This is a genomic window from Enterobacter sp. CPE_E863 (genome assembly GCF_046521465.1).
Lineage (GTDB): Bacteria > Pseudomonadota > Gammaproteobacteria > Enterobacterales > Enterobacteriaceae > Enterobacter > Enterobacter adelaidei.
The window spans coordinates 4,432,055-4,453,483 of the sequence record NZ_JBKFZX010000001.1; the positions used below are offsets into that span (position 1 = coordinate 4,432,055).

Consider the following 21,429-nt stretch of genomic DNA (forward strand, 5'->3'; position numbering starts at 1 on the left):
GACAGTCTACGATTCAGGCTGCAAACATGCGTCAGGGGGTGTAAAACAACGTAAAGTCATGGATTAGACAGCCTTGATGTCGTAATTTCTGCCTCGGAGGTATTTAAACAATGAATAAAATCCTGTTAGTTGATGATGACCGAGAGCTCACATCCCTTTTAAAGGAGTTGCTCGACATGGAAGGTTTCAACGTTCTGGTTGCCCATGATGGCGAGCAGGCGCTGAGTCTCCTTGACGACAGCATCGATTTACTTTTGCTCGACGTCATGATGCCGAAGAAAAACGGCATTGATACGCTGAAAGAGCTTCGCCAGACACACCAGACACCCGTAATTATGCTGACCGCACGCGGCAGCGAACTTGACCGCGTACTTGGCCTTGAACTGGGTGCGGATGACTATTTACCGAAACCGTTCAACGACCGTGAACTGGTCGCCCGTATTCGCGCTATCCTGCGTCGTTCACACTGGAGCGAGCAGCAGCAGAATACCGACAACAGTTCGCCGACGCTGGAAGTGGACTCCCTGAGCCTGAACCCGGGCCGCCAGGAAGCCAGCTTCGACGGCCAGGCGCTGGAATTGACCGGCACGGAGTTCACCCTGCTTTATCTGCTGGCGCAACATCTCGGCCAGGTGGTATCGCGTGAACATCTGAGCCAGGAAGTGCTGGGCAAGCGTCTCACGCCGTTTGACCGCGCCATCGACATGCACATCTCTAACCTGCGCCGTAAGCTGCCGGAGCGTAAAGACGGTCACCCATGGTTTAAAACCCTGCGTGGTCGCGGTTATCTGATGGTCTCCGCTTCATGATAGGAAGCTTAACCGCCCGCATCTTCGCCATTTTCTGGCTGACGCTGGCACTGGTTTTAATGCTCGTACTGATGTTGCCAAAACTCGACTCACGCCAGATGACGGAGCTTCTCGACAGCGAGCAACGTCAGGGCGTGATGATCGAGCAGCACGTCGAAGCCGAGCTGGCAAATGACCCGCCAAACGATTTGATGTGGTGGCGCAGGCTGTTTCGCGCTATCGACAAGTGGGCACCACCCGGGCAGCGCCTGCTGCTGGTCACCAGTGAAGGACGTGTGATTGGTGCCGATCGCAATGAAATGCAGATTATCCGTAACTTTATCGGTCAGGCAGATAACGCCGATCACCCCCAGAAGAAGAAATATGGCCGCGTTGAGATGGTGGGGCCTTTTTCTGTCAGGGATGGGGAGGATAATTATCAGCTCTACCTGATTCGACCGGCGAGCAGTTCCCAGTCTGATTTTATCAATCTGCTGTTTGACCGTCCGCTCTTGCTGCTGATTGTCACCATGTTGGTTAGCTCGCCGCTGCTGTTATGGCTGGCGTGGAGCCTGGCAAAACCGGCGCGTAAGCTGAAAAATGCCGCCGACGAAGTGGCGCAGGGCAACCTGAGACAGCATCCTGAGCTAGAATCCGGGCCACAAGAGTTTCTTGCTGCAGGTGCCAGTTTCAACCAGATGGTGAGCGCGCTGGAGCGTATGATGACGGCGCAGCAACGGCTGCTTTCGGATATCTCGCACGAACTGCGTACCCCGCTAACACGACTACAGCTTGGTACCGCCCTGCTCCGTCGTCGTAGTGGAGAGAGCAAAGAGCTGGAACGTATTGAAACGGAAGCGCATCGTCTGGACAGCATGATCAACGATCTGCTGGTGATGTCGCGCAATCAGCAGAAAAACGCGCTGGTCAGCGAGACGGTGAAAGCCAATCATCTGTGGCATGAAGTATTAGACAACGCGGCGTTCGAAGCAGAACAGATGGGTAAATCCTTTACCGTCAACTTCCCGCCGGGGCCATGGCCGCTGTACGGTAACCCTAACACGCTGGAAAGTGCGCTGGAGAACATCGTACGTAACGCCCTGCGCTACTCGCATACGAAGATTGAGGTCGCCTTCTCGGTGGATAAAGACGGGATCACCGTGATCGTCGATGATGATGGTCCTGGCGTGAGTCCGGAAGATCGCGAGCAGATTTTCCGACCGTTCTACCGTACCGACGAGGCGCGTGACCGCGAATCTGGCGGCACGGGGCTGGGTCTGGCGATTGTTGAAACCGCCATGCAACAGCACCGCGGTTGGGTGAAAGCTGACGACAGCCCACTGGGCGGATTACGGTTAACGCTGTGGCTGCCACTGTATAAACGTTCCTGACCCCCACGACCCCCGATGTTGCATCGGGGGTCGTGGTTCATGATCTTATGCTGCCTCACTGACTGACATAACTTTCTGTTTTTTGATGCGTTTCACCAGCAATGTCGAGCAAATAAATCCTGAAAGACTAAAGGCAATCATCACGCTGAACACATAGTTGTATCCGGTGATCCCTTTAAAGTTATCCAGAATCCAGCCGTAGAGTGTGTACGCAAACATCGCGGGCATATAGCCGATAATACAACCAAATGCCATTGCCGAACCGGCATATTGCCGTGGGGTTCCAATTTCATCCATCGGGGCAAAGAAGATGGCACGCTGCGAGAAGATGATGGCGCCAAACCCTAACGTTGCAACCATCCCGATGTAAACGTTCATCGACTGATGAGGGAGTTGCATAAACAACATCATCGCAACGGCAGAAATCAAGAACGTCCATTTCAGGTAGACCGTGGGGGACTTAGCGACTTTATCTGCCAGGAAACCACCCACCGGCCCACCCACCATTTTAAGGGCATACTGGTTAATGATCCCGTACGCCCCTACCAGCGCAACCGGAAGCATGTAGATGTCTTTCAGGAACGGGATGAAATAGGTTAAACCGCAGTAAGCCGCATACACAAAGAAGATACCAAATGATGCTAACCAGACGTTCGGGCAGGTCAGAACATGCTTAATACCTTTCAGGGTTTCAATGTTTGCGCTGCTTCCTTTAGCGTTTTTGACATGGTCATCATCAACGATGAAGTAGGTGATAACACCGGCCATCAGGGTGATGAACGTGTAGTAGAGCAAACCAGCCTGCATCCCCGCTTTCCCTTCCCCAAAGTGCACAAAGACGAACAGCGCGCCAGAAGCCACAATAACGTCCACCACACCACGCCCTGCCTCCAGAAGCCCGAACAACCGCCCCTGTTCTTCTTGTGTCCCTAACAGGCGTACAGCTTTTAATAACACCGGCCAGTAAACGACATCAGCAAAGAAGGCCATCGCCGCAAAGCAAATGAGATAGCCAGTGAAAGACGGCAGCGTGGATAAATAGAGACCGCACAGCCCCACACCAATTAACCCGAAGGGCAGAAGGATCTTCTTAGAATAGCGGTCGGCAATATATAAAGAGAGGAAAAGCCCCGTGGTTTGCACAATCGTATATACCGTAAAACTGAGCCCTATTTGTGTATTTGTCAGCCCCCAGTCACTTTGCATTGGGACATAAAAGACATCCTTCATGCTGGAAAGCTTAAATATCGTCCCACCACCTAATACCAAAAAGCACAGACGAGCCCATTTATTCATAAACATATTCGACACCCTCACTGCAATTTTGAGAGAAAACCGTTCTGTAATATATAAAAATCCAGGCTATCCCTGAAAAAGGAAGCCGCAAGACACTGTTAAATTAATTAAGCAGGTTGTTTTATATTTATAAATTTAGCGCACAAATTACGAATAAATTCAATTTGAGAAATAGCATACTCTTTTTCCTGTGCCAGACGAGCATCAACCAGTTCATTATCAGGAAGTGGGGTAAAACTTGCGTCACGCCACGGTATCCAAGGGTTATCTCCTTCATCATCAAAACGAAATGCTGGTGCGTAATAATCAACCTCTTCTTCAAGGCCAAAAGAAGTGACCTGGGCCTGGTCGTCACCCAACAGTAAAAGTTCACGCAACATCATCTCTACAGGGAGATCGCCGAGCCCTGTACGGCAGGCTTCATGCGCCCATCCTTTACCCTCTTTTATCACTTTGGCATCCTTGATATGAACCTGAGTGATGTAAGGCGACATAGTCCGTAACGCAGCCATTGGCTCTTCATTAGCATTGATCATATTGCCAAAATCAAAGAGTATTGAGAGGTTTTTCATACCACTGTTTTTTACCAGTGTAACCAGCTCATGTCCTTTGAGATCTTCATGCTGTTCAATCGTAAACTGGATACCGCTATTATCAAACTGCGCCAGATAAGCAATATCCTGGGCGATTTTTTCCAGTACTGAATTTAAACGCCCTTCATAACGTGGATAAAATCTGACAGAGGTAGCACCTGTGGCCTGCGCAATAGCAATAGCCTCATCCAGGGTCTTTTTATCTGACGCGCTGGTTTCAATATGAATATCCAGTCCGTATTGCTCGGCTTTCTTTTTAAAAGAACTCAACTGCTCTGGTCGCATATTTCTCAGTGAAAAGGATTCACCGTCTTCAACATGCACTTTCACACCCGATAAATGATTCTGATATGCAATATCCAGTAAATCTTCAGGAAGAACTCTCTCGTAGCGCATGTTTAAATGAAAGGCATAGGCGTGCAAATAAAGACGAATATTTTTTGCACGCTCAGCCAGTTTTTCTCTGATAACGTTTTCCATAATTTTTCTCACTCATCACGAATAACCAGTTCGACGGATTCAAGTCTCCAGTACTCCAGATCAACCTGAACCACTTTCTTTTCAGAGGTGGCACGATGCTTCTCTACCAAAATACCGTACGTATTGGGTGCTACTCCCAGCTCTTTGCAGGCAAGCTCAGGCATATTGACCGGTTTGAAAATCATCTCTTTGATGGTTAAGGCAAGCCCAAACCGCTCTTCCCAGACTTTAGAAAAAGCGTGGTTTTCCAGCTTCACCATAAACTCCGGGGCGGCTTCGGCATCAATCCAGGACTCATGGTAAAAAACTTTATGATCGTCCAGTCCGCACCAGCCGGTAATCAGGTAGGGAGCCCTGGAAGACGAAAAAGCTTTCTCAATATGACGAGGGACGGTATCAACAACATCTTTGGTCAAATAACCCCAGGAAGGTTTTCGCCCCTGCGCACGCGCCTCCGCATTAAAACTGGAGAGCGATTTTGGGTTGTAGATGAATCGCCGGGGAGAGATGAACCACCCGCTGCGGTTCTTGCGGAAAATACGTGCCGCAACCTCAAGCTCAATTAAAACCTGCCTTAAGGTCATGCGTTTAGCATCAAGCAATTCGCACAATTCGCGCTCGGAGGGAAGTCTGGAGCCCGGCGGAAAATCATTAGCCGCTAGCCAACTTTCGAAGCGGTCTCTCAGGAGATCAACATTGTTTTTTTCTTTCATGTCTCGCAATCTGGTTTAAACCAATTTGAAGACACAATATTTGAGCGGAGAAAATTCTCAAGTTTTTTCGGCAAGCTGACGCTATTTTTGTGGGCCAGGTATCAAGTTCATGATTAGCGAGGACAGCGCCAGAAAGGTGCTGTCCTCTTCATTCAGGCGGAGGCTGTCGTTTTTGCAGAAACCGCTATTTCCCCCACAATCTCCGCGAATTATCCTCGATCTCCCCACTAATACGCCGCTTCTGCATCGTTCTTGTCCAGCTGGTTGATAACCCTGCCGCCGACAGGAGGCGATGATACTGGTCGTCGTCAAACGGCATATGCCAGGCTATCGCGCAGGCGTCATACACTGAGACATCGCTCAGGCGTGATGCCAGTTCCAGCGGCGCGTCCGCAGAAACTTGCCCTGCCAGCACTACGCGGTACAGCCAGCCGGTTTTGCCTGCCGTTTGCAGTTGGGCAGACATATCGCTGATGCCAAAATGGTAGTTAAGTTTGAAGCACGGTGAGCGCGGCTGCGTCACCTGAATCAGGGTGTCGCCCCAGCGGTAGATATCGCCGATGAAAACATTCCTCTCCGTCAGCCCTTCGGTGGAGAGGTTCTCGCCAAAGGCTGGCGCGACAAAGAGGTCCGCCTGCTCGGGGAATTCGGCTATCCAGTATTGATAGTGCTCGCGCGGATAGTGGCACAGCGCCCGATCGGGCCCACCGTGGATTTTCTTCTCGGCCTGCTCGTCGCCCGCAAGCCCAAGCTCGGTTAACGTCAGCTCACCGTCGACCTGCACTTTGGCGATGGCACTCGGGCGGCTGCCGTCGTACTCCCTGACCTTGCCTGTAAATACATTCACCGGATAATGCATTGCTGCTCCTTTTTGCAGATACAAAAAAGCGAGTCATCAGACTCGCTTTTCCTTATTCCTTTCGCAAGTTTTTTAGCGGTTAGTTCACGGTAAGATCCAGCGTTAGCTTGTACTCAAAGGCATAGCTGGTGTGCCAGTCTTTACCCAGGAAGTGAACCAGCCCGGTGTAATGTCCGGCGGGTAAATCCGGATTATCTGTACGAGCATAAGTGAATTTCGCACGCATCCCACCACTGGAGGCGCAGCTTACTGCAGCATTAAGCGGACGCTGAGAACAGTCAGACGTTCTGTACCCTTTTAAATTCACCGTATACTGTTGACCACTTCCATCGGTCAGGATGACCGGTGTGGAAACGTCGGAATATCCGCTGGGTGCCCATTCCAACTGAGTCGGCCCATTTGTTGGATCAACCGTAACAAAACCTAATGACGGGAACCCACCGATCTTTGCTGAAGAATAATTTGATGAATCTGAGTTAATAACCCAGGTATCTTCAATCGTGTTAATAAACTTCACGTTAGCGTTAGACAACGTCGAGTTATTAATGGAAGCCGTCACCGTTGCCATCCCGATATCATGGCCTGAAAGTTTGACAGTGGCGATCCCCGAAGCATCCGTTTTGGTACTGGCAGCCGACAGAGTGTTCATCGTGGTTTGCCAGTTTATCGACGCGTCCGGAACAAGGTTCTGGTTAGCGTCTTTTACCTCAACAGTGTACGTTGCCGAATCCACGCCGTTACTGAGAATGACCGATTTATCCACGTTTAACGACACCAGTTCCGCCGTTTTAACATCGCCGATAAAACTGACCTTAGCCGCTGTAAGCGACTGACCACCTGCCGCCAGCGTTGCCGTCAACACAACATCACCCGCTTTTGTCGTCGTGCCACTGACCGTCGCAATACCGTTCGCATCCGTCACGCTACTGTCGCCTGATAACGTCATGGCGGCATCGTTACTGCGCCAGTTCACCGTTACACCTGGCAGAAGGTTGCCATTGACGTCTTTCACCGTCGCCGACCAGGTTACGCGCTCTGCGTTATCCGCCACAGCTTTCGACTTATCAGCTTTGATGGCAGACAACGTCGCGGTATCGGCGTTGCCGATATAATTTATCGTCATTGTCTGCTGAGAATGGTTAATCCCGGCGCCGACCAACGTGGCTTGCGCTTTTGTCGCCGTAAACGATATTTCGGCAACACCTTCGCTGTTTGTCGTACTGCTGTCACCAGGTGCGAACACACCGGTGTCGTTGTCAGTCCCCCAGTGGACGACTGCATTATCAATCGGGTGATCGTACTCATCCATCACTGTCGCCTGAAGCGTGACGATGTCTTTACCCGCAATGACGCCCGTCGTTTTATTGGCCGTAATCTGGGTAACTTTTTCTGTTGCCTGATCCGGTGCAAAACGCATTGTTTGCGACGCTTTGCTGAAGCCATTAAACGTTGCCACCGCCCGGCAGGTCACGACATCGGTACTCGCCAGCGTTACCGTGGATTTTCCCGTGTCATCCGTCGGTTGTTCTGTCGCAGATAACTGATAATTACCTGCAGGCGTGACTTGCCAGCCGACGCTCCCCTGAGTGACCACATTACCGTATTTGTCTTTCACCGTTGCCGCTAAGGTGATGTTGTCATCACCATTCGCCACCGCGCTGTATTTACTTGCCGTAATAAACACCGGAATTGCGCTTTGCAAGTCTGGCACGATGGTTAATTCCAGCGTTTTCTCACTGTTATTACTGCTTTTTGCCGTCACAACGGTAGGCATCGCCAGTATGCTGCTATACGTCACAGAGGTTTTCCCCCCGGTGTCCGTCGTTGTACTGCTTTCGTTAAACACCCCCTCAGCATTGTTGCTTGACCAGGATACGGTGGCTCCAGGCACCGGATGGTTTCTGCCATCCAGCACCGTTGCCGTTAAGGTGACCGTGTCTGAACCGGCAGCAATATCACTGGTTCTATCCGCGACCAACGTACGTATCGCGGCAGTTGTGGTATCCGCGGTAAACGACACGCTGTCAGATGTCTCTTCATGCCCGTTAACAGTCGCTTTCACACTATAGTCCGCGACCTGGTCTGATTTCAGGGTAACTGAGACATTTCCCTGGGCATCAGATTCATTCGTTGTCGCGGAAAGCACACCTGTCGCTGGCACCACCGACCAGGCCGCCGTCTCGCCGCTTACTGGATTACCGTTTTTATCCGTTACCGCGCCAGTAAACGTAATGCTGTCCACACCATTCGCCAGCGCGGTCGCTTTGCTCGCCGACAGTTCGCCAATCTGCGCTGTCGTGCTATCGGCAGTGAATGTCACCACCGGCGCATTCCAGGCGGTTCCTGTTCCGGCCTGCGCGGTAAGGCTGACGTCCCCGGCTTTCAGCGTTGTCACACTGACTGATGCAGTGCCATCTGCACCTGTCCGGGACGTTGTGGAGGAAGGTTTCGCGGAAGAGGGTGTGACGTCCCAGTTTACATCCATCCCCTGAAGCGGATTGCCATTCGCATCCGTTACGGTCGCGGTGTAAGTCACCTTGTCTTTACCGTCAGCCACCGCGGTTGTTTTATCCGTGGTCACCTGTGAAACCTTGCCAGTGGCCGTATCAGCTACAAACACCAATTCAGGTGAATTCACCGCAGTTCCTGTCGCCGTATTCACCGAGACTACAACCGTTCCTTGCTGCGTGGCGGTGAGTGTCACTGACCCAATACCTGACTCATTTGTCGCATTCTGTGATGCGCTCAATGTGCCTTGCCCCTGAACAATGGACCACTGCAGCGTTGATGCAGGAACCGGATGATCGTTAGCATCAACAACTTCCGCCGTCAGCGTAATACGATCATTGTTATTCGCTGTCGCCTGAGATTTATCGACATTCAGCGTTTTCACCACTGCCGTTGTGCTATCCACGGTAAAATTAAGTGCAGGAGATGTCTGCGTTTGTCCGCCCATCGTCGCCGTCACTTCAAGCGTTTCAATGCTTGCTGAAGTGACTTCAATGGTCGCTATCCCGAGAGTGTTAGTTTCAGTAGATGTCCCGGAAAGGTGGACGGTCGCGCTGCCCGTAGACCAATCGACTTTTGCACCCTTCACCGGGTTTTTGTTGGCATCTTCCACTTTAACTTCAAGTGAGATCGTATCCTGCCCGTTCGCCAGCGCACTGGTTTTACTGGCCGTGATAGTTCCAAGGGTTGCGCTTTCGCTATCGGCAACAAAGGTGAGTTTGTCAGAGGTGACGCTCTCGCTATTGCCGGCAGTGGCGGAAACAATTCCCTGCCCGGCTTTAGCCGAGGCGATCGAGATCGTCGCCACCCCTTGTTCATTGGTGTTGCTCTGTTTATCCGCGAGATGTACCGACGTATTTGCAGAGTCTATCGCCCATTGCACAGGCTGATTAACCAGCGGATGCTGACTGTCATCAGTCACCACCGCGGTAAGCGTGATCGTATCCTGATTATCCGCTTTGGCGACGGTCTTATCCGCTTCAAGATGCGTCACGACGGCGGAATCGGCATCAGCGGTGAATTGCAGCGCAGGGCCTGTAATCGATTCGCCATTTTCCAGTTGCGCGTTAACCGTCAGACTGAGTACATCGTGACTGGTGACCGATACCGTCGCATTACCTTGCGCATCGCTGGTGCTTTGCGCAGCAGAGAAAACGGCGTGCGAGTTATCCCCCTGCCATTTAACCTTCGCCCCTTGTACCGGTTCATTCGCCGCATTAACCACATGCGCCGTCAGCATAATCGCATCCTGACCGTTCGCCAGTGCCGTATTTTTTGACGCCTCCAGATGGTCAAAGTGTTGAGAGTCGTCTGTTGCATCAAGAGTGACCACGGTTTTATTCAGCTTCGTCGTATCGTACAACGGCTGGATTGTCACATCCCCCGGCACACTTCCGCTGGTGAATGTACTCACATACACCCCTGCGGACTGTTCCCGAAACGCCGTCATTTTCTCGCTAACCAGGTCGGTACCCACCGTCTTTTTCCGTGCGGACACGCGGAGCAACTGGCTGCTCAGATGGCTGGCAAGCCCCGTAATTTTCTGCCCGCCACCGGATGTTATCGTCACCATGACTTGTGTGGTACTCACGCCATCGGCTGGCAAATGCGTATTTTCGGAAGTGGTATCAGAAGTGACCTGAGTGACGTCAAATCCATTCACCGCCACGGTCATATGCGCGGTATCAGATTTATTTCCTCGATTGTCATAAGCCGTTGCGGAGACCACATACATATTTTTCTCAGCACCGTTTTGCTCATAATGCGGTAATACAACAAACCAGGCGCCATTTTTCTCGCTAATTTTCCCGCCATTTTTAACCAGATTTTCGTCTTGCCAGACAATATGATCGACAGGGTATTTTGTCTTAACGTTCACAGTAACAGGCACTGTTTTCGATTCAACGCCTTCAATACGCTCAGGAAGCGAGAGCGAAATAAGATCCTGCTTACGGTATTCCAGCACAATGTTATTGTTACGATTAACCAGATCCATTCGACTGCCAAGTAATGTACGGCGCTCTTTGACTTTTTCGGAGTCTAGCTGTGTTGCAATGGGTACACCCGGCATCCAGTTAACATTAAATTCAACCTGTGTATCATTGTGATCACCCTTACCCATTTTTTGGTTAAGTCCAAATGAAATAAGGGGGAATGGGGTAAAGTTAATTCCAGCAGTAACAGCATAAGGATTTTTTTGGCGGTCATCATCGTCGTCACCAACCAAGGCAACATCGTCGCCATAATATTGTTCCCAGACCAGTTTTGCGCCGAGTTGAGGATAAACGGGTAAATACCCCTCTGTACGCACATCATAGCCATCTGCGACGCGCTCTTCGTAATCCTGATGTGTTGAAGATGTTTTCCACCCGGAAAGGCGTTTATAACCGTTGGCACTGAGCTTCAAGTAGTCCCAACCTAATTCGCCACCGACACCCATTCGCTGGTGCGTATTGCCGGATACTTGCTGATCATAGAAGGCGTTCACCCCCCACATCCAGCTATCAGCAAAGTAGCGATAGCCAAGGCCGGCGTTGAAGATGTTACGATCGTCTTCGCGTCGCCCACCCAGTTGCGTGAATAATAAATTGGCGCCTTTATCATCATACAGCGGGAGCAGCAGATCCAGATTCGCACTCTCAAGCGAAAAGTTCTGATCAAGACCAATATTCACTCTGGCCGTGCCAAATTGCTGCAACCACTGTTGAATTTCATTCGTAGCTTTACTTGAACCGCTATTAATCAATGAGTTGATAATAGCGTCGTTTTTATTATCCTGACTTAATAATGAGCCAGCACCAGAAAGCACCCCGGCTATATCTTTATCACTATCGCGGGTATCTGATGGCGTATCTTTTACTTTTGCAGTATTATTTTCACCACTTTTTGTATTGATTTCTACGTTCCGATTTGTTTCAGCATGCGCGGGAAACGAGAACAAGAATGCATTACAAAACGTGAAGTGCAGGTAAAAAAATACCTGCAAACATATTGTTAGCTTTTTATTAACATGCATGGACATTGACCTGAAAAGGGTGGGAACAAAAGCGTTAGCAACTGTCAGCCAGAATATTTTTTCAGGTCAAATTATATTCATGCAGATAAACCTCAGGCGCTGATATTTTCTTAATTAGAATTTAAGTAAAAATAATCTGATACGCTGAGAGGGAAAAATTGAAAAAGCCTGGTGAAATTAACCAGGCTTCATTTATGAATTAACCGGTGATGCCGATATCAGGGATTATTTTTTAGCAGCAAAACGTGCAGCGGCTTCGTCCCAGTTAACAACGTCCCAGAATGCTTTGATGTAGTCCGGGCGACGGTTCTGGAATTTCAGGTAGTAAGCATGTTCCCACACGTCCAGACCCACGATTGGGAAACCGGATGCACCAGAAATTGCTTCACCCATCAGAGGGGAATCCTGGTTAGCCGTTGAAACTACCGCCAGTTTGTCACCTTTCAGTACCAGCCACGCCCAGCCAGAACCGAAACGCGTTGCAGCCGCTTTTTCGAATTCCGCTTTGAAGTTGTCAACGGAACCGAAGTCGCGCTCGATCGCCGCTTTCAAATCACCCTGCAGGGTAGTACCGGTTTTCAGGCCTTTCCAGAACAGGCTGTGGTTAGCATGACCACCTGCGTTGTTACGCAGTACGGTTTTCTTGTCCGCTGGCAGCTGGTCCAGTTTGGTGATCAGCTCTTCAGCAGACAGGTTAGCGAACTCTGGTAGGCTTTCCAGCGCGGCGTTCGCGTTGTTCACATAGGTCTGGTGGTGTTTAGTGTGATGGATTTCCATCGTCTGCTTGTCGAAATGCGGTTCCAGTGCGTCGTAGGCATACGGCAGGGATGGCAGTGTATAACTCATAATCCTCTCCATTATTGTCGGGCGGCACAGCTGTTAATGCCGCGTAAGCAGTTGGTTCATTATAGTTAATTAAATGATATTGAAAATGATTATCAATGCCGTAATTTTTATAAGGTTATTTGCTTTTGAGAGATGGAGGAATTGTTATTTTTATCATTGAGTTAACACAAAATTGCCCGGCGGTTTAATTTTGTTCTGCCACCAGCAGCGCATACGTGTCTGGCTCAAGGGCTTTAAAGATGTGCGGACGATCGGCAGGATAGCAAATGTAATCCCCCGCATTCAGCTCTTCCGCCGCGTCAATCAGGCCGACCAGTGCCCGCCCCTGGGTCACGATAATATGCTCTACCGAGCCCGGCGGATGCGGCTGAGAGAGTCGGTCTGCACCCGGTTGAGTCATCAGAAGGTAAACATCGCGGCGCGCACCCGGTGGACACGCCGCCAGTAAAATGGCTTCATAGTTAGCCTGTCCGGCAACCACTTTGGTCCCTTCACCGCGGCGAATGACCTGCGTGGTCGGCTGTTGTGGTTCCAGTAAACGGGCGAAAGGAATATCCAGCGCCACGCAAAGCGACCACAGCGTTTCCAGGCTAGGGTTGCCATTGCCAGACTCCAGCTGGGACAGTGTGGATTTAGCGATCCCGGCACGGCGGGCAATTTCCGCCAGTGAAAGTCCGGTTCGCTGGCGTTCTCGCACCAGACTTTTGGCGATTACGCTAATTGGCTGCGTCATATAACGGCCTCTTGTTCTTTAAATCGAACGAATCGTTCGTCTTGAAAAGCTACTCTGTTGCGTTCATTATAATGGATACACGTTCGATATGGCTAAAATTGTATGAAGCATCATCTCTCTTGCCTGAAAGGCGACACGATAAAAGCAATCATCCTGGTTTGCCTCGCCGTTGGCGTGGTCGGGATGTCATACGGCTCTCTGGCGATGGCCTACGGTTTCCCTGTCTGGGTACCGTTCGTGCTTTCCATTACCGTACTCGCGGGCGCGTCCGAATTTATGTTTATCGGCATTGTCGCGAGCGGAGGTAACCCTCTGGCGGCTGCGGCTGCCGGGTTGCTGGTGAACGCCCGCCATGTGCCGTTTGGCGTCACGGTGCGTGAACTGGTCGGCAAACGTGGTTTGAGTTTTTTGGGCTGTCACATCATGAACGATGAAAGCGTGGTATTTGGCCTGTCGCAAAAAACGCCCGAACAGCGTAAAGCTGCCTACTGGTTATGTGGTTTAGGTGTGGCGATTATCTGGCCGCTGGGAGCCCTGCTGGGTGCCATGGTCGGTAAGCTTCTGCCAGATCCAGAAACCATCGGGCTGGACGCGGTATTTCCGGCCATTCTGCTGGCATTAGTGGTTCCCGCATTTAAAAACCGAACCACGCTGATCCGTGCCTGCAGCGGTGCCGCTCTGTCGCTGGCCGCCGTGCCGTTTGCTCCGGTCGGTTTGCCGGTTCTGCTGTCTTTACTGGGCCTGGCGGCGAGGAAAAAATAATGGGAAACATGACATTCTTTATTCTGGGGATTGCCATCTTATCGGCAGGGACGTATCTGATGCGTCTGGGTGGTGCAAAGCTCGGCAGCAGGCTGGCACTGTCGGAGCGTTCACAGTCGCTGCTTTCTGACGCGGCAACGGTTTTACTCTTTTCCGTGGCGCTGGCGACAACCTTTTATGAAGGGGAACATTTTGCGGGTATGGCGCGCGTGCTGGGCGTGGCGTTTGCGGTGTTTCTGGCCTGGCGGAAGATGCCGTTAATTGTGGTGATCGTTGCGGCGGCGGTGGTAACGGCGCTACTGCGCCTGGCGGGGATACAATAAAAAAAGCGCCCCGGGGGCGCTCTTTCGACGGTAAAGCGAGATTATTTGTTCAGTTCAGCCGTCATGTGTACACGGTTACCGGAGAATGCCTGGGTAATTTTGTAAGATGACGCTCCTGCTTCCTGAGCCTGTGCAGCGATTTTCGCTTCTGCGCCGTCAATGGTAGAGGCAGTTGCGGTCACAGTCTGTGCTGCGAAAGAACCGAAAGAAGTAGCCAGAGCGATTACAGCGACAAAAGTTTTGATGCTTTTCATGATTTAAACCCTTTCGTTAAGTTGTTTAGATAAGGCGTTGTGCCTTGATGAGATAAATACTAGACCTCATCACCAACAACTAAAAGCGGAAGGATTTGCTAATATCATTCAAAATTACTGATCAACAATTAAGCGCTGAGGATGGGTATAAATTGTCGCCCTTCCCGGCTTGCAGAACCCTACCAGCGTCAGGTTACAGCGCTCGGCCACTTCCACCGCCAGCGTGGTCGCCGCCGACACGGCAAACAAAATTTCAACGCCACACATCGCGGATTTCTGCACCATCTCGTAGCTGGCCCGACTGGACACCAGCGCAGCACCTTGCTGCCAGATGTCGTTTTCACGCGCACGGCGACCGAGCAGCTTATCCAGCGCCACGTGGCGACCCACATCCTCATGCCCACCGGCAATTTCACCTGATGGCAGCACCCAGGCTGCGGCGTGTGTACAACCGCTCAGTTGACCTATCGGCTGAACGTCGTTGAGGTGTTCAAGCGCATGGTCGAGATACGCCAGATTAAAGGTCTGAGTAAACGGCAGAGGCGTAACGGGTTTACCAATATCGTTGAGTTGCTCAACGCCGCAGACACCGCAACCGGTGCGCCCTGCCAGCGCACGTCGACGCTCTTTCAGCCCCATAAAACGGCGGCTCGAGAGTTCAATTTGCACTTCCAGGCCGTTGCAGGCCTGAACCACATCCATGCCGTAGATCTCCTGCGGGTGCTCAATGATGCCCTCCGAAAGAGAAAAACCAATGGCAAAAAGCTCGAGATCTTTCGGAGAGGCCATCATCACCACATGCGAAATACCGTTGTAAACCAGGGCAACGGGAACTTCCTCGGCCAGAAAATCGGGCGTGGCGTGAGTGATGTGGGGTGGCCTGTGCACCGACAATTCCACAATGCCCGCAGGCAATGACGACGAGTGAGGAGCACGGTTTTGTTTAGACACAGCGGTATTCCTGAACAACCACGAAGGTGAGCCTGCTATTGCAACATAAACTGCAGGTCTTACGCATAGTATGGATCAACTTTTCAACAACCATTCTCCTACTCATTTCGGAGGGGTGCAACCCGACACCCGCTACACGGCTTTAACATGTCGAGCTTCCAGCGTGATCAACATCACACTTTATAATCAGCAAGGTGATAATACGTTCACTTTGTTTTAACGCCATGAGAACAGGCATACCGACATTGTGGTATTCTTATGATATCCCTCGTGGAATTGAGGGATTAACGCAAATTTTTCTCCTTTGCGGTCATTCTTTAGCCGCGAAGTCAAAACACCATATATAAGCAATGTCGAAACAAGGAGTGACCCATGCAGGTCAGCAGAAGGCAGTTCTTTAAGATCTGCGCTGGCGGTATGGCAGGCACCACGGCAGCGGCACTGGGCTTTGCGCCCGGCGTAGCGCTGGCGGAAACGCGGCAGTATAAGCTGCTGCGCACCCGTGAAACCCGTAATACCTGTACGTACTGCTCTGTCGGTTGCGGGCTGTTAATGTATAGCCTCGGCGACGGTGCTAAAAACGCCAAAGCGTCTATTTTCCATATCGAAGGCGACCCGGATCATCCGGTCAACCGCGGCGCGTTGTGCCCGAAAGGGGCCGGTCTGGTGGACTTTATCCACTCCGAAAGCCGCCTCAAATTCCCTGAATATCGCGCGCCTGGCTCCGACAAATGGCAGCAAATTAGCTGGGAAGAAGCGTTTGACCGCATCGCAAAACATATTAAAGAAGATCGCGATGCCAACTTTGTTGAGAAAAACGCCGACGGCGTCACGGTCAACCGCTGGCTCTCCACCGGGATGCTGTGTGCCTCTGCTTCCAGCAACGAAACCGGTTATTTAACCCAGAAATTTACGCGTGCACTCGGTATGCTCGCGGTCGACAACCAGGCGCGTGTCTGACACGGACCAACGGTAGCAAGTCTTGCTCCAACATTTGGTCGCGGTGCGATGACCAACCACTGGGTCGACATCAAGAACGCCAACCTCATTGTGGTGATGGGCGGTAACGCCGCTGAAGCGCACCCTGTAGGGTTCCGCTGGGCGATGGAAGCCAAAATCCACAACGGTGCGAAACTGATTGTGATCGATCCCCGCTTTACGCGTACTGCGTCAGTGGCGGATTTCTACACCCCTATTCGTTCAGGTACTGACATCACTTTCCTGTCAGGCGTATTGCTGTACCTGATGACCAACGAAAAATATAACCGCGAATACACCGAAGCCTATACCAACGCCAGCCTGATCGTGCGTGAGGATTACCACTTCGAAGATGGCCTGTTCAGCGGTTATGACGCCGAAAAACGCAAATACGATAAAACCAGCTGGAACTACGAGCTGGATGAGAAAGGCTTTGCGAAGCGCGATACCACCCTGCAACATCCGCGCTGCGTGTGGAACCTGCTGAAAGAGCACGTTTCCCGCTATACACCGGACGTTGTCGAAAACATCTGCGGTACGCCGAAAGCGGACTTCCTGAAAGTCTGTGAGCTTATCGCCGAAACCAGCGCGAAAGACAAAACCGCGTCGTTCCTGTATGCACTCGGCTGGACGCAGCACTCCATCGGTGCGCAGAACATCCGTACCATGGCGATGGTCCAGCTGCTGCTCGGCAACATGGGGATGGCAGGCGGCGGCGTGAACGCCCTGCGCGGTCACTCCAACATTCAGGGCCTGACCGACCTCGGTCTCCTGTCTCAAAGCCTGCCAGGCTATATGAGTCTGCCAAGCGAGAAACAGCCGGACCTGCAAACCTATCTGACGGCCAGCACGCCTAAACCGCTGCTTGAAGGCCAGGTGAACTACTGGGGCAACTATCCGAAGTTCTTCGTCTCCATGATGAAAGCGTTCTTCGGCGACAAAGCGACGGCGGAAAACAGCTGGGGCTTTGACTGGCTGCCGAAGTGGGACAAAGGCTACGACGTTCTGCAGTATTTCGAGATGATGCACCAGGGCAAAGTGAACGGCTATCTGTGCCAGGGCTTTAACCCGGTTGCCTCGTTCCCGAACAAGAACAAGGTTGTTGAGTCCCTGTCGAAGCTGAAGTTCCTGGTGACGATTGACCCGCTCAATACCGAGACCTCGACCTTCTGGCAGAACCACGGTGAATCGAACGACGTCGATCCATCGAAGATTCAAACCGAAGTGTTCCGTCTGCCATCGACCTGCTTCGCGGAAGAGAACGGTTCTATCGTCAACTCCGGACGCTGGCTACAGTGGCACTGGAAAGGCGCGGACGCCCCGGGCATCGCCATGAACGACGGCGAGATCCTGGCCGGTATCTTCTTACGCCTGCGTAAGATGTATGCGGCTGAAGGCGGCGCGAACCCGGAACCGGTGCTGAACATGAGCTGGAACTATTCGACGCCGGAAAACCCAGCGCCGGAAGAAGTGGCCATGGAAAGCAACGGCAAAGCGCTGGCGGATGTTATCGATCCAGCCACCGGTACCGTGCTGGCGAAGAAAGGCGAGCAGCTGAGCACCTTCGCGCATCTGCGTGATGACGGCACCACCTCAAGCGGCTGCTGGATCTTTGCCGGTAGCTGGACGCCGAAAGGCAACCAGATGGCCAACCGCGATAACGCCGACCCGTCAGGTCTTGGCAACACGCTGGGCTGGGCATGGGCATGGCCGCTCAACCGCCGCATCCTCTATAACCGTGCCTCCGCAGACCCGCAGGGTAACCCGTGGGATCCGAAGCGTCAGCTTCTCAAGTGGGACGGTGCGAAATGGGGCGGCGTGGATATTCCGGACTACAGCACTGCCGCACCAGGCAGCGATGTCGGGCCGTTTATCATGCAGCCTGAAGGGATGGGACGCCTGTTTGCTATTGATAAAATGGCGGAAGGGCCGTTCCCGGAACACTACGAGCCGTTTGAGACGCCGCTGGGCACCAACCCGCTGCACCCGAACGTGGTCTCTAACCCGGCAGCCCGTATCTTCAAGGGCGATTTCGAAGCGCTGGGTAAAAAGGACAAGTTCCCGTACGTGGGCACCACTTACCGTCTGACTGAGCACTTCCACTACTGGACCAAGCACGCGCTGCTTAACGCCATCGCGCAGCCGGAACAGTTTGTGGAGATCGGTGAAAAGCTGGCGAACAAGCTCGGCATTGCCCATGGCGATACCGTGAAGGTCTCCTCTAACCGTGGCTACATCAAAGCCAAGGCGGTGGTGACCAAGCGCATTCGCACGCTGAACGTTCACGGTCAGCAGGTGGATACCATCGGTATTCCTATTCACTGGGGGTATGAGGGCGTGGCGAAGAAAGGGTTTATTGCGAACACCCTGACGCCGTTCGTCGGTGATGCGAACACGCAGACGCCGGAGTTTAAGGCCTTCCTCGTGAACGTGGAAAAGGTGTAACGGAGACGACTTATGGCTTATCAATCTCAGGACATTATCCGTCGTTCCGCGACTAACGGTTTCACGCCCGCGCCTCAGGCGCGGGACCACCAGCAGGAAGTGGCGAAGCTTATCGACGTGACCACCTGTATCGGCTGTAAAGCCTGTCAGGTGGCCTGTTCAGAGTGGAACGACATCCGTGACGAAGTGGGTCACAACGTCGGGGTTTATGACAACCCGGCGGACCTGACCGCCAAGTCCTGGACGGTGATGCGCTTCTCTGAAGTGGAGCAGAACGACAAACTGGAATGGCTTATCCGCAAAGACGGCTGTATGCACTGTGCGGATCCGGGTTGCCTGAAGGCGTGCCCGTCAGAAGGGGCTATCATTCAGTATGCCAACGGTATTGTCGACTTCCAGTCTGAGCAGTGCATTGGCTGCGGCTACTGCATTGCCGGCTGTCCGTTCAACGTGCCGCGCCTGAACCCGGAAGACAACCGCGTCTACAAATGTACGCTGTGTGTTGACCGTGTAAACGTCGGCCAGGAACCGGCTTGCGTGAAGACCTGCCCGACAGGTGCTATCCACTTTGGTTCGAAAGAGGATATGAAAACGCTGGCGGCAGAACGCGTAGGCGAGCTGAAAACCCGTGGTTACGACAATGCGGGCCTGTACGATCCGGCCGGAGTTGGCGGTACGCACGTAATGTACGTGCTGCACCACGCCGACAAGCCGAATCTGTATCACGGCCTGCCGGAAAACCCGGAAATCAGCGCCACCGTGAAGTTCTGGAAAGGCATCTGGAAACCACTGGCAGCGGTTGGTTTTGCTGCTACCTTCGCAGCGAGCATTTTCCACTACGTCGGTGTCGGCCCGAACCGCGCGGAAGAGGAAGATGACAACCTGCATGAAGAGAAAGACGAGGTGCGCAAATGAGAAAACGTGACACCATCGTGCGCTATACCGCGCCGGAACGTATCAACCATTGGGTCACCGCCTTCTGCTTCATGCTGGCGGCGATAAGCGGGCTGGGGTTCTTCTTCCCGTCCTTCAACTGGCTGATGCAGATCATGGGGACACCACAACTGGCGCGTATACTGCACCCGTTTGTTGGCGTCATCATGTTCGCGTCGTTCATCATCATGTTCTTCCGCTACTGGCACCATAACCTAATCAATCGGGATGATATCTTTTGGGCGAAGAATATTCGTAAGATCGTCGTCAACGAGGAAGTGGGTGATACCGGACGTTATAACTTCGGTCAGAAATGCGTATTCTGGGCGGCGATTATCTTCCTGGTCCTGTTGCTGGTGAGCGGCGTGATCATCTGGCGTCCGTACTTTGCGCCTGCTTTCTCAATCCCGGTGATCCGATTCGCGCTGATGCTGCATTCATTTGCCGCAGTGGCGTTAATTGTGGTTATCATGGTGCATATCTACGCCGCCCTTTGGGTGAAAGGCACCATTACCGCGATGGTGGAAGGATGGGTAACCAGTACGTGGGCAAAGAAACATCACCCACGCTGGTACCGTGAAGTCCGCCAGAAACAGGAAAAGTCATCTGAATGAGTATTCGCATAATCCCGCAAGATGAGCTGGGGTCGAGCGAGAAACGCACGGCGGAATATATTCCGCCGTTGTTATTCCCCAGGCTCAAGAACCTCTACAACCGCCGCGCAGAGCGTCTGCGCGAGCTGGCAGAGAACAACCCGCTGGGCGATTTTCTGCGCTTCGCCGCGCTGATTGCCCACGCGCAGGAAGTGGTGCTGTACGACCACCCTCTGCAAATGGACCTGACTGCGCGCATTAAAGAAGCCAGTGAGCAAGGCAAACCACTGCTGGATATTCACGTGCTGCCGCGCGATAAACACTGGCACAAGCTGCTGCATTCGCTGATTGCCGAACTGAAGCCAGAGATGAGCGGCACCGCGCTGGCCGTTATCGAAAATCTGGAAAAAGCCTCCGATCAGGAGCTGGAAGAGATGGCGAGCGCGCTGTTTGCTTCCGATTTTACGCTGGTCAGCAGTGATAAAGCCCCGTTTATCTGGGCTGCGCTGTCGCTCTACTGGGCGCAAATGGCGAGCCTGATCCCCGGTAAAGCCCGTGCAGAATATGGTGAAGCACGCCAGTTTTGCCCGGTATGCGGCTCTATGCCGGTATCCAGTATGGTGCAGATTGGTACCACTCAGGGGCTGCGCTACCTGCACTGCAACCTGTGTGAAACCGAATGGCATGTAGTGCGCGTGAAGTGCAGCAACTGTGAACAGACTCGCGATCTCAACTACTGGTCGCTGGAAAACGAAGAAGCAGCGGTAAAAGCCGAAAGCTGCGGCGACTGCGGGACTTACCTCAAGATTCTGTATCAGGAAAAAGACCCAAAAGTCGAAGCGGTAGCCGACGATCTCGCCTCGCTGATTCTGGACGCAAAGATGGAGCAGGAGGGCTTTGCCCGCAGCTCGATCAACCCGTTCCTGTTCCCGGGTGAAGGGGAATAATTCCCTGTAACAGTGCCGGG

16 protein-coding genes and 1 pseudogene are annotated in these 21,429 nt (G+C 52.4%); 8 read left to right on the plus strand and 9 right to left on the minus strand.

Annotation, left to right across the window (positions count from 1 at the left end; genetic code table 11):
- Nucleotides 1-110 precede the first annotated feature (110 nt).
- Both cpxR and cpxA read left to right on the plus strand, forming a co-directional pair.
- On the plus strand, nt 111-809 hold the full coding sequence (gene cpxR, locus ACLHV8_RS21775; RefSeq protein ID WP_028018126.1) for an envelope stress response regulator transcription factor CpxR: 699 nt from the start codon (nt 111-113) through the stop codon (nt 807-809).
- A complete protein-coding gene (cpxA, locus tag ACLHV8_RS21780; protein WP_028018127.1) occupies nt 806-2,179 on the plus strand; it encodes an envelope stress sensor histidine kinase CpxA in 1,374 nt (457 codons plus the stop codon). The genes cpxR and cpxA overlap by 4 nt, the downstream gene beginning before the upstream one ends.
- 45 nt (nt 2,180-2,224) lie before the next feature.
- On the opposite strand, the gene ACLHV8_RS21785 is transcribed toward cpxA, so the two are convergent.
- From ACLHV8_RS21785 to ACLHV8_RS21815, 7 genes and pseudogenes are all read right to left on the minus strand, one after another.
- Nucleotides 2,225-3,475: an MFS transporter gene (locus ACLHV8_RS21785; protein ID WP_028018128.1), complete on the minus strand. Its 1,251-nt coding sequence runs from the start codon at nt 3,473-3,475 to the stop codon at nt 2,225-2,227.
- Between the two features lie 107 nt (nt 3,476-3,582).
- Nucleotides 3,583-4,548: a sugar phosphate isomerase/epimerase family protein gene (locus ACLHV8_RS21790; protein WP_208594702.1), complete on the minus strand. Its 966-nt coding sequence runs from the start codon at nt 4,546-4,548 to the stop codon at nt 3,583-3,585.
- 8 nt (nt 4,549-4,556) lie between these two features.
- Nucleotides 4,557-5,261 (minus strand): UTRA domain-containing protein, encoded by a 705-nt coding sequence (locus ACLHV8_RS21795; protein WP_208594703.1) that lies wholly within the window; start codon nt 5,259-5,261, stop codon nt 4,557-4,559.
- A 184-nt stretch (nt 5,262-5,445) separates the two neighbouring features.
- Nucleotides 5,446-6,176: pseudogene (gene yiiM, locus ACLHV8_RS21800) on the minus strand (6-hydroxyaminopurine reductase).
- A 23-nt stretch (nt 6,177-6,199) separates the two neighbouring features.
- Nucleotides 6,200-11,437, minus strand: coding sequence for an Ig-like domain-containing protein (locus tag ACLHV8_RS21805; RefSeq protein WP_208594704.1), 5,238 nt, complete (start codon nt 11,435-11,437; stop codon nt 6,200-6,202).
- 432 nt (nt 11,438-11,869) lie between these two features.
- Nucleotides 11,870-12,490: a superoxide dismutase [Mn] gene (gene sodA, locus ACLHV8_RS21810; RefSeq protein ID WP_010436906.1), complete on the minus strand. Its 621-nt coding sequence runs from the start codon at nt 12,488-12,490 to the stop codon at nt 11,870-11,872.
- Between the two features lie 184 nt (nt 12,491-12,674).
- Nucleotides 12,675-13,223 carry a helix-turn-helix domain-containing protein gene (locus tag ACLHV8_RS21815; RefSeq protein ID WP_049004916.1) on the minus strand — a complete coding sequence of 183 codons (549 nt, stop codon included), beginning with the start codon at nt 13,221-13,223 and terminating at the stop codon, nt 12,675-12,677.
- Between the two features lie 102 nt (nt 13,224-13,325).
- On the opposite strand from ACLHV8_RS21815, the gene ACLHV8_RS21820 reads away from it, so the two are divergent.
- Both ACLHV8_RS21820 and ACLHV8_RS21825 read left to right on the plus strand, forming a co-directional pair.
- Nucleotides 13,326-13,985 carry an AzlC family ABC transporter permease gene (locus tag ACLHV8_RS21820; protein ID WP_049004917.1) on the plus strand — a complete coding sequence of 220 codons (660 nt, stop codon included), beginning with the start codon at nt 13,326-13,328 and terminating at the stop codon, nt 13,983-13,985.
- Entirely contained in the window at nt 13,985-14,308 is a 324-nt protein-coding gene (locus tag ACLHV8_RS21825) for an AzlD domain-containing protein (RefSeq protein WP_028018135.1), read from the plus strand. The genes ACLHV8_RS21820 and ACLHV8_RS21825 overlap by 1 nt, the downstream gene beginning before the upstream one ends.
- Before the next feature lie 41 nt (nt 14,309-14,349).
- On the opposite strand, the gene ACLHV8_RS21830 is transcribed toward ACLHV8_RS21825, so the two are convergent.
- Nucleotides 14,350-14,562, minus strand: a complete 213-nt coding sequence (locus ACLHV8_RS21830) for a DUF1471 domain-containing protein (RefSeq protein WP_014072382.1) — start codon at nt 14,560-14,562, stop codon at nt 14,350-14,352.
- A gap of 114 nt (nt 14,563-14,676) precedes the next feature.
- On the minus strand, nt 14,677-15,513 hold the full coding sequence (gene fdhD / locus ACLHV8_RS21835) for a formate dehydrogenase accessory sulfurtransferase FdhD (protein ID WP_028018136.1): 837 nt from the start codon (nt 15,511-15,513) through the stop codon (nt 14,677-14,679).
- 372 nt (nt 15,514-15,885) lie between these two features.
- On the opposite strand from fdhD, the gene fdnG reads away from it, so the two are divergent.
- The 4 genes from fdnG to fdhE are packed head-to-tail and all read left to right on the plus strand — an operon-like array spanning nt 15,886 to nt 21,409.
- Nucleotides 15,886-18,936 carry a formate dehydrogenase-N subunit alpha gene (gene fdnG, locus ACLHV8_RS21840; protein ID WP_129324946.1) on the plus strand — a complete coding sequence of 1,017 codons (3,051 nt, stop codon included), beginning with the start codon at nt 15,886-15,888 and terminating at the stop codon, nt 18,934-18,936.
- Nucleotides 18,937-18,948: 12 nt separating this feature from the next.
- On the plus strand, nt 18,949-19,851 hold the full coding sequence (gene fdxH / locus ACLHV8_RS21845) for a formate dehydrogenase subunit beta (protein ID WP_028018139.1): 903 nt from the start codon (nt 18,949-18,951) through the stop codon (nt 19,849-19,851).
- Complete coding sequence (gene fdoI, locus ACLHV8_RS21850; RefSeq protein WP_008501832.1) at nt 19,848-20,483, plus strand: formate dehydrogenase cytochrome b556 subunit; 636 nt, start codon at nt 19,848-19,850, stop codon at nt 20,481-20,483. The genes fdxH and fdoI overlap by 4 nt, the downstream gene beginning before the upstream one ends.
- Nucleotides 20,480-21,409 (plus strand): formate dehydrogenase accessory protein FdhE, encoded by a 930-nt coding sequence (gene fdhE / locus ACLHV8_RS21855; RefSeq protein ID WP_208594705.1) that lies wholly within the window; start codon nt 20,480-20,482, stop codon nt 21,407-21,409. The genes fdoI and fdhE overlap by 4 nt, the downstream gene beginning before the upstream one ends.
- Nucleotides 21,410-21,429: the final 20 nt, after the last annotated feature.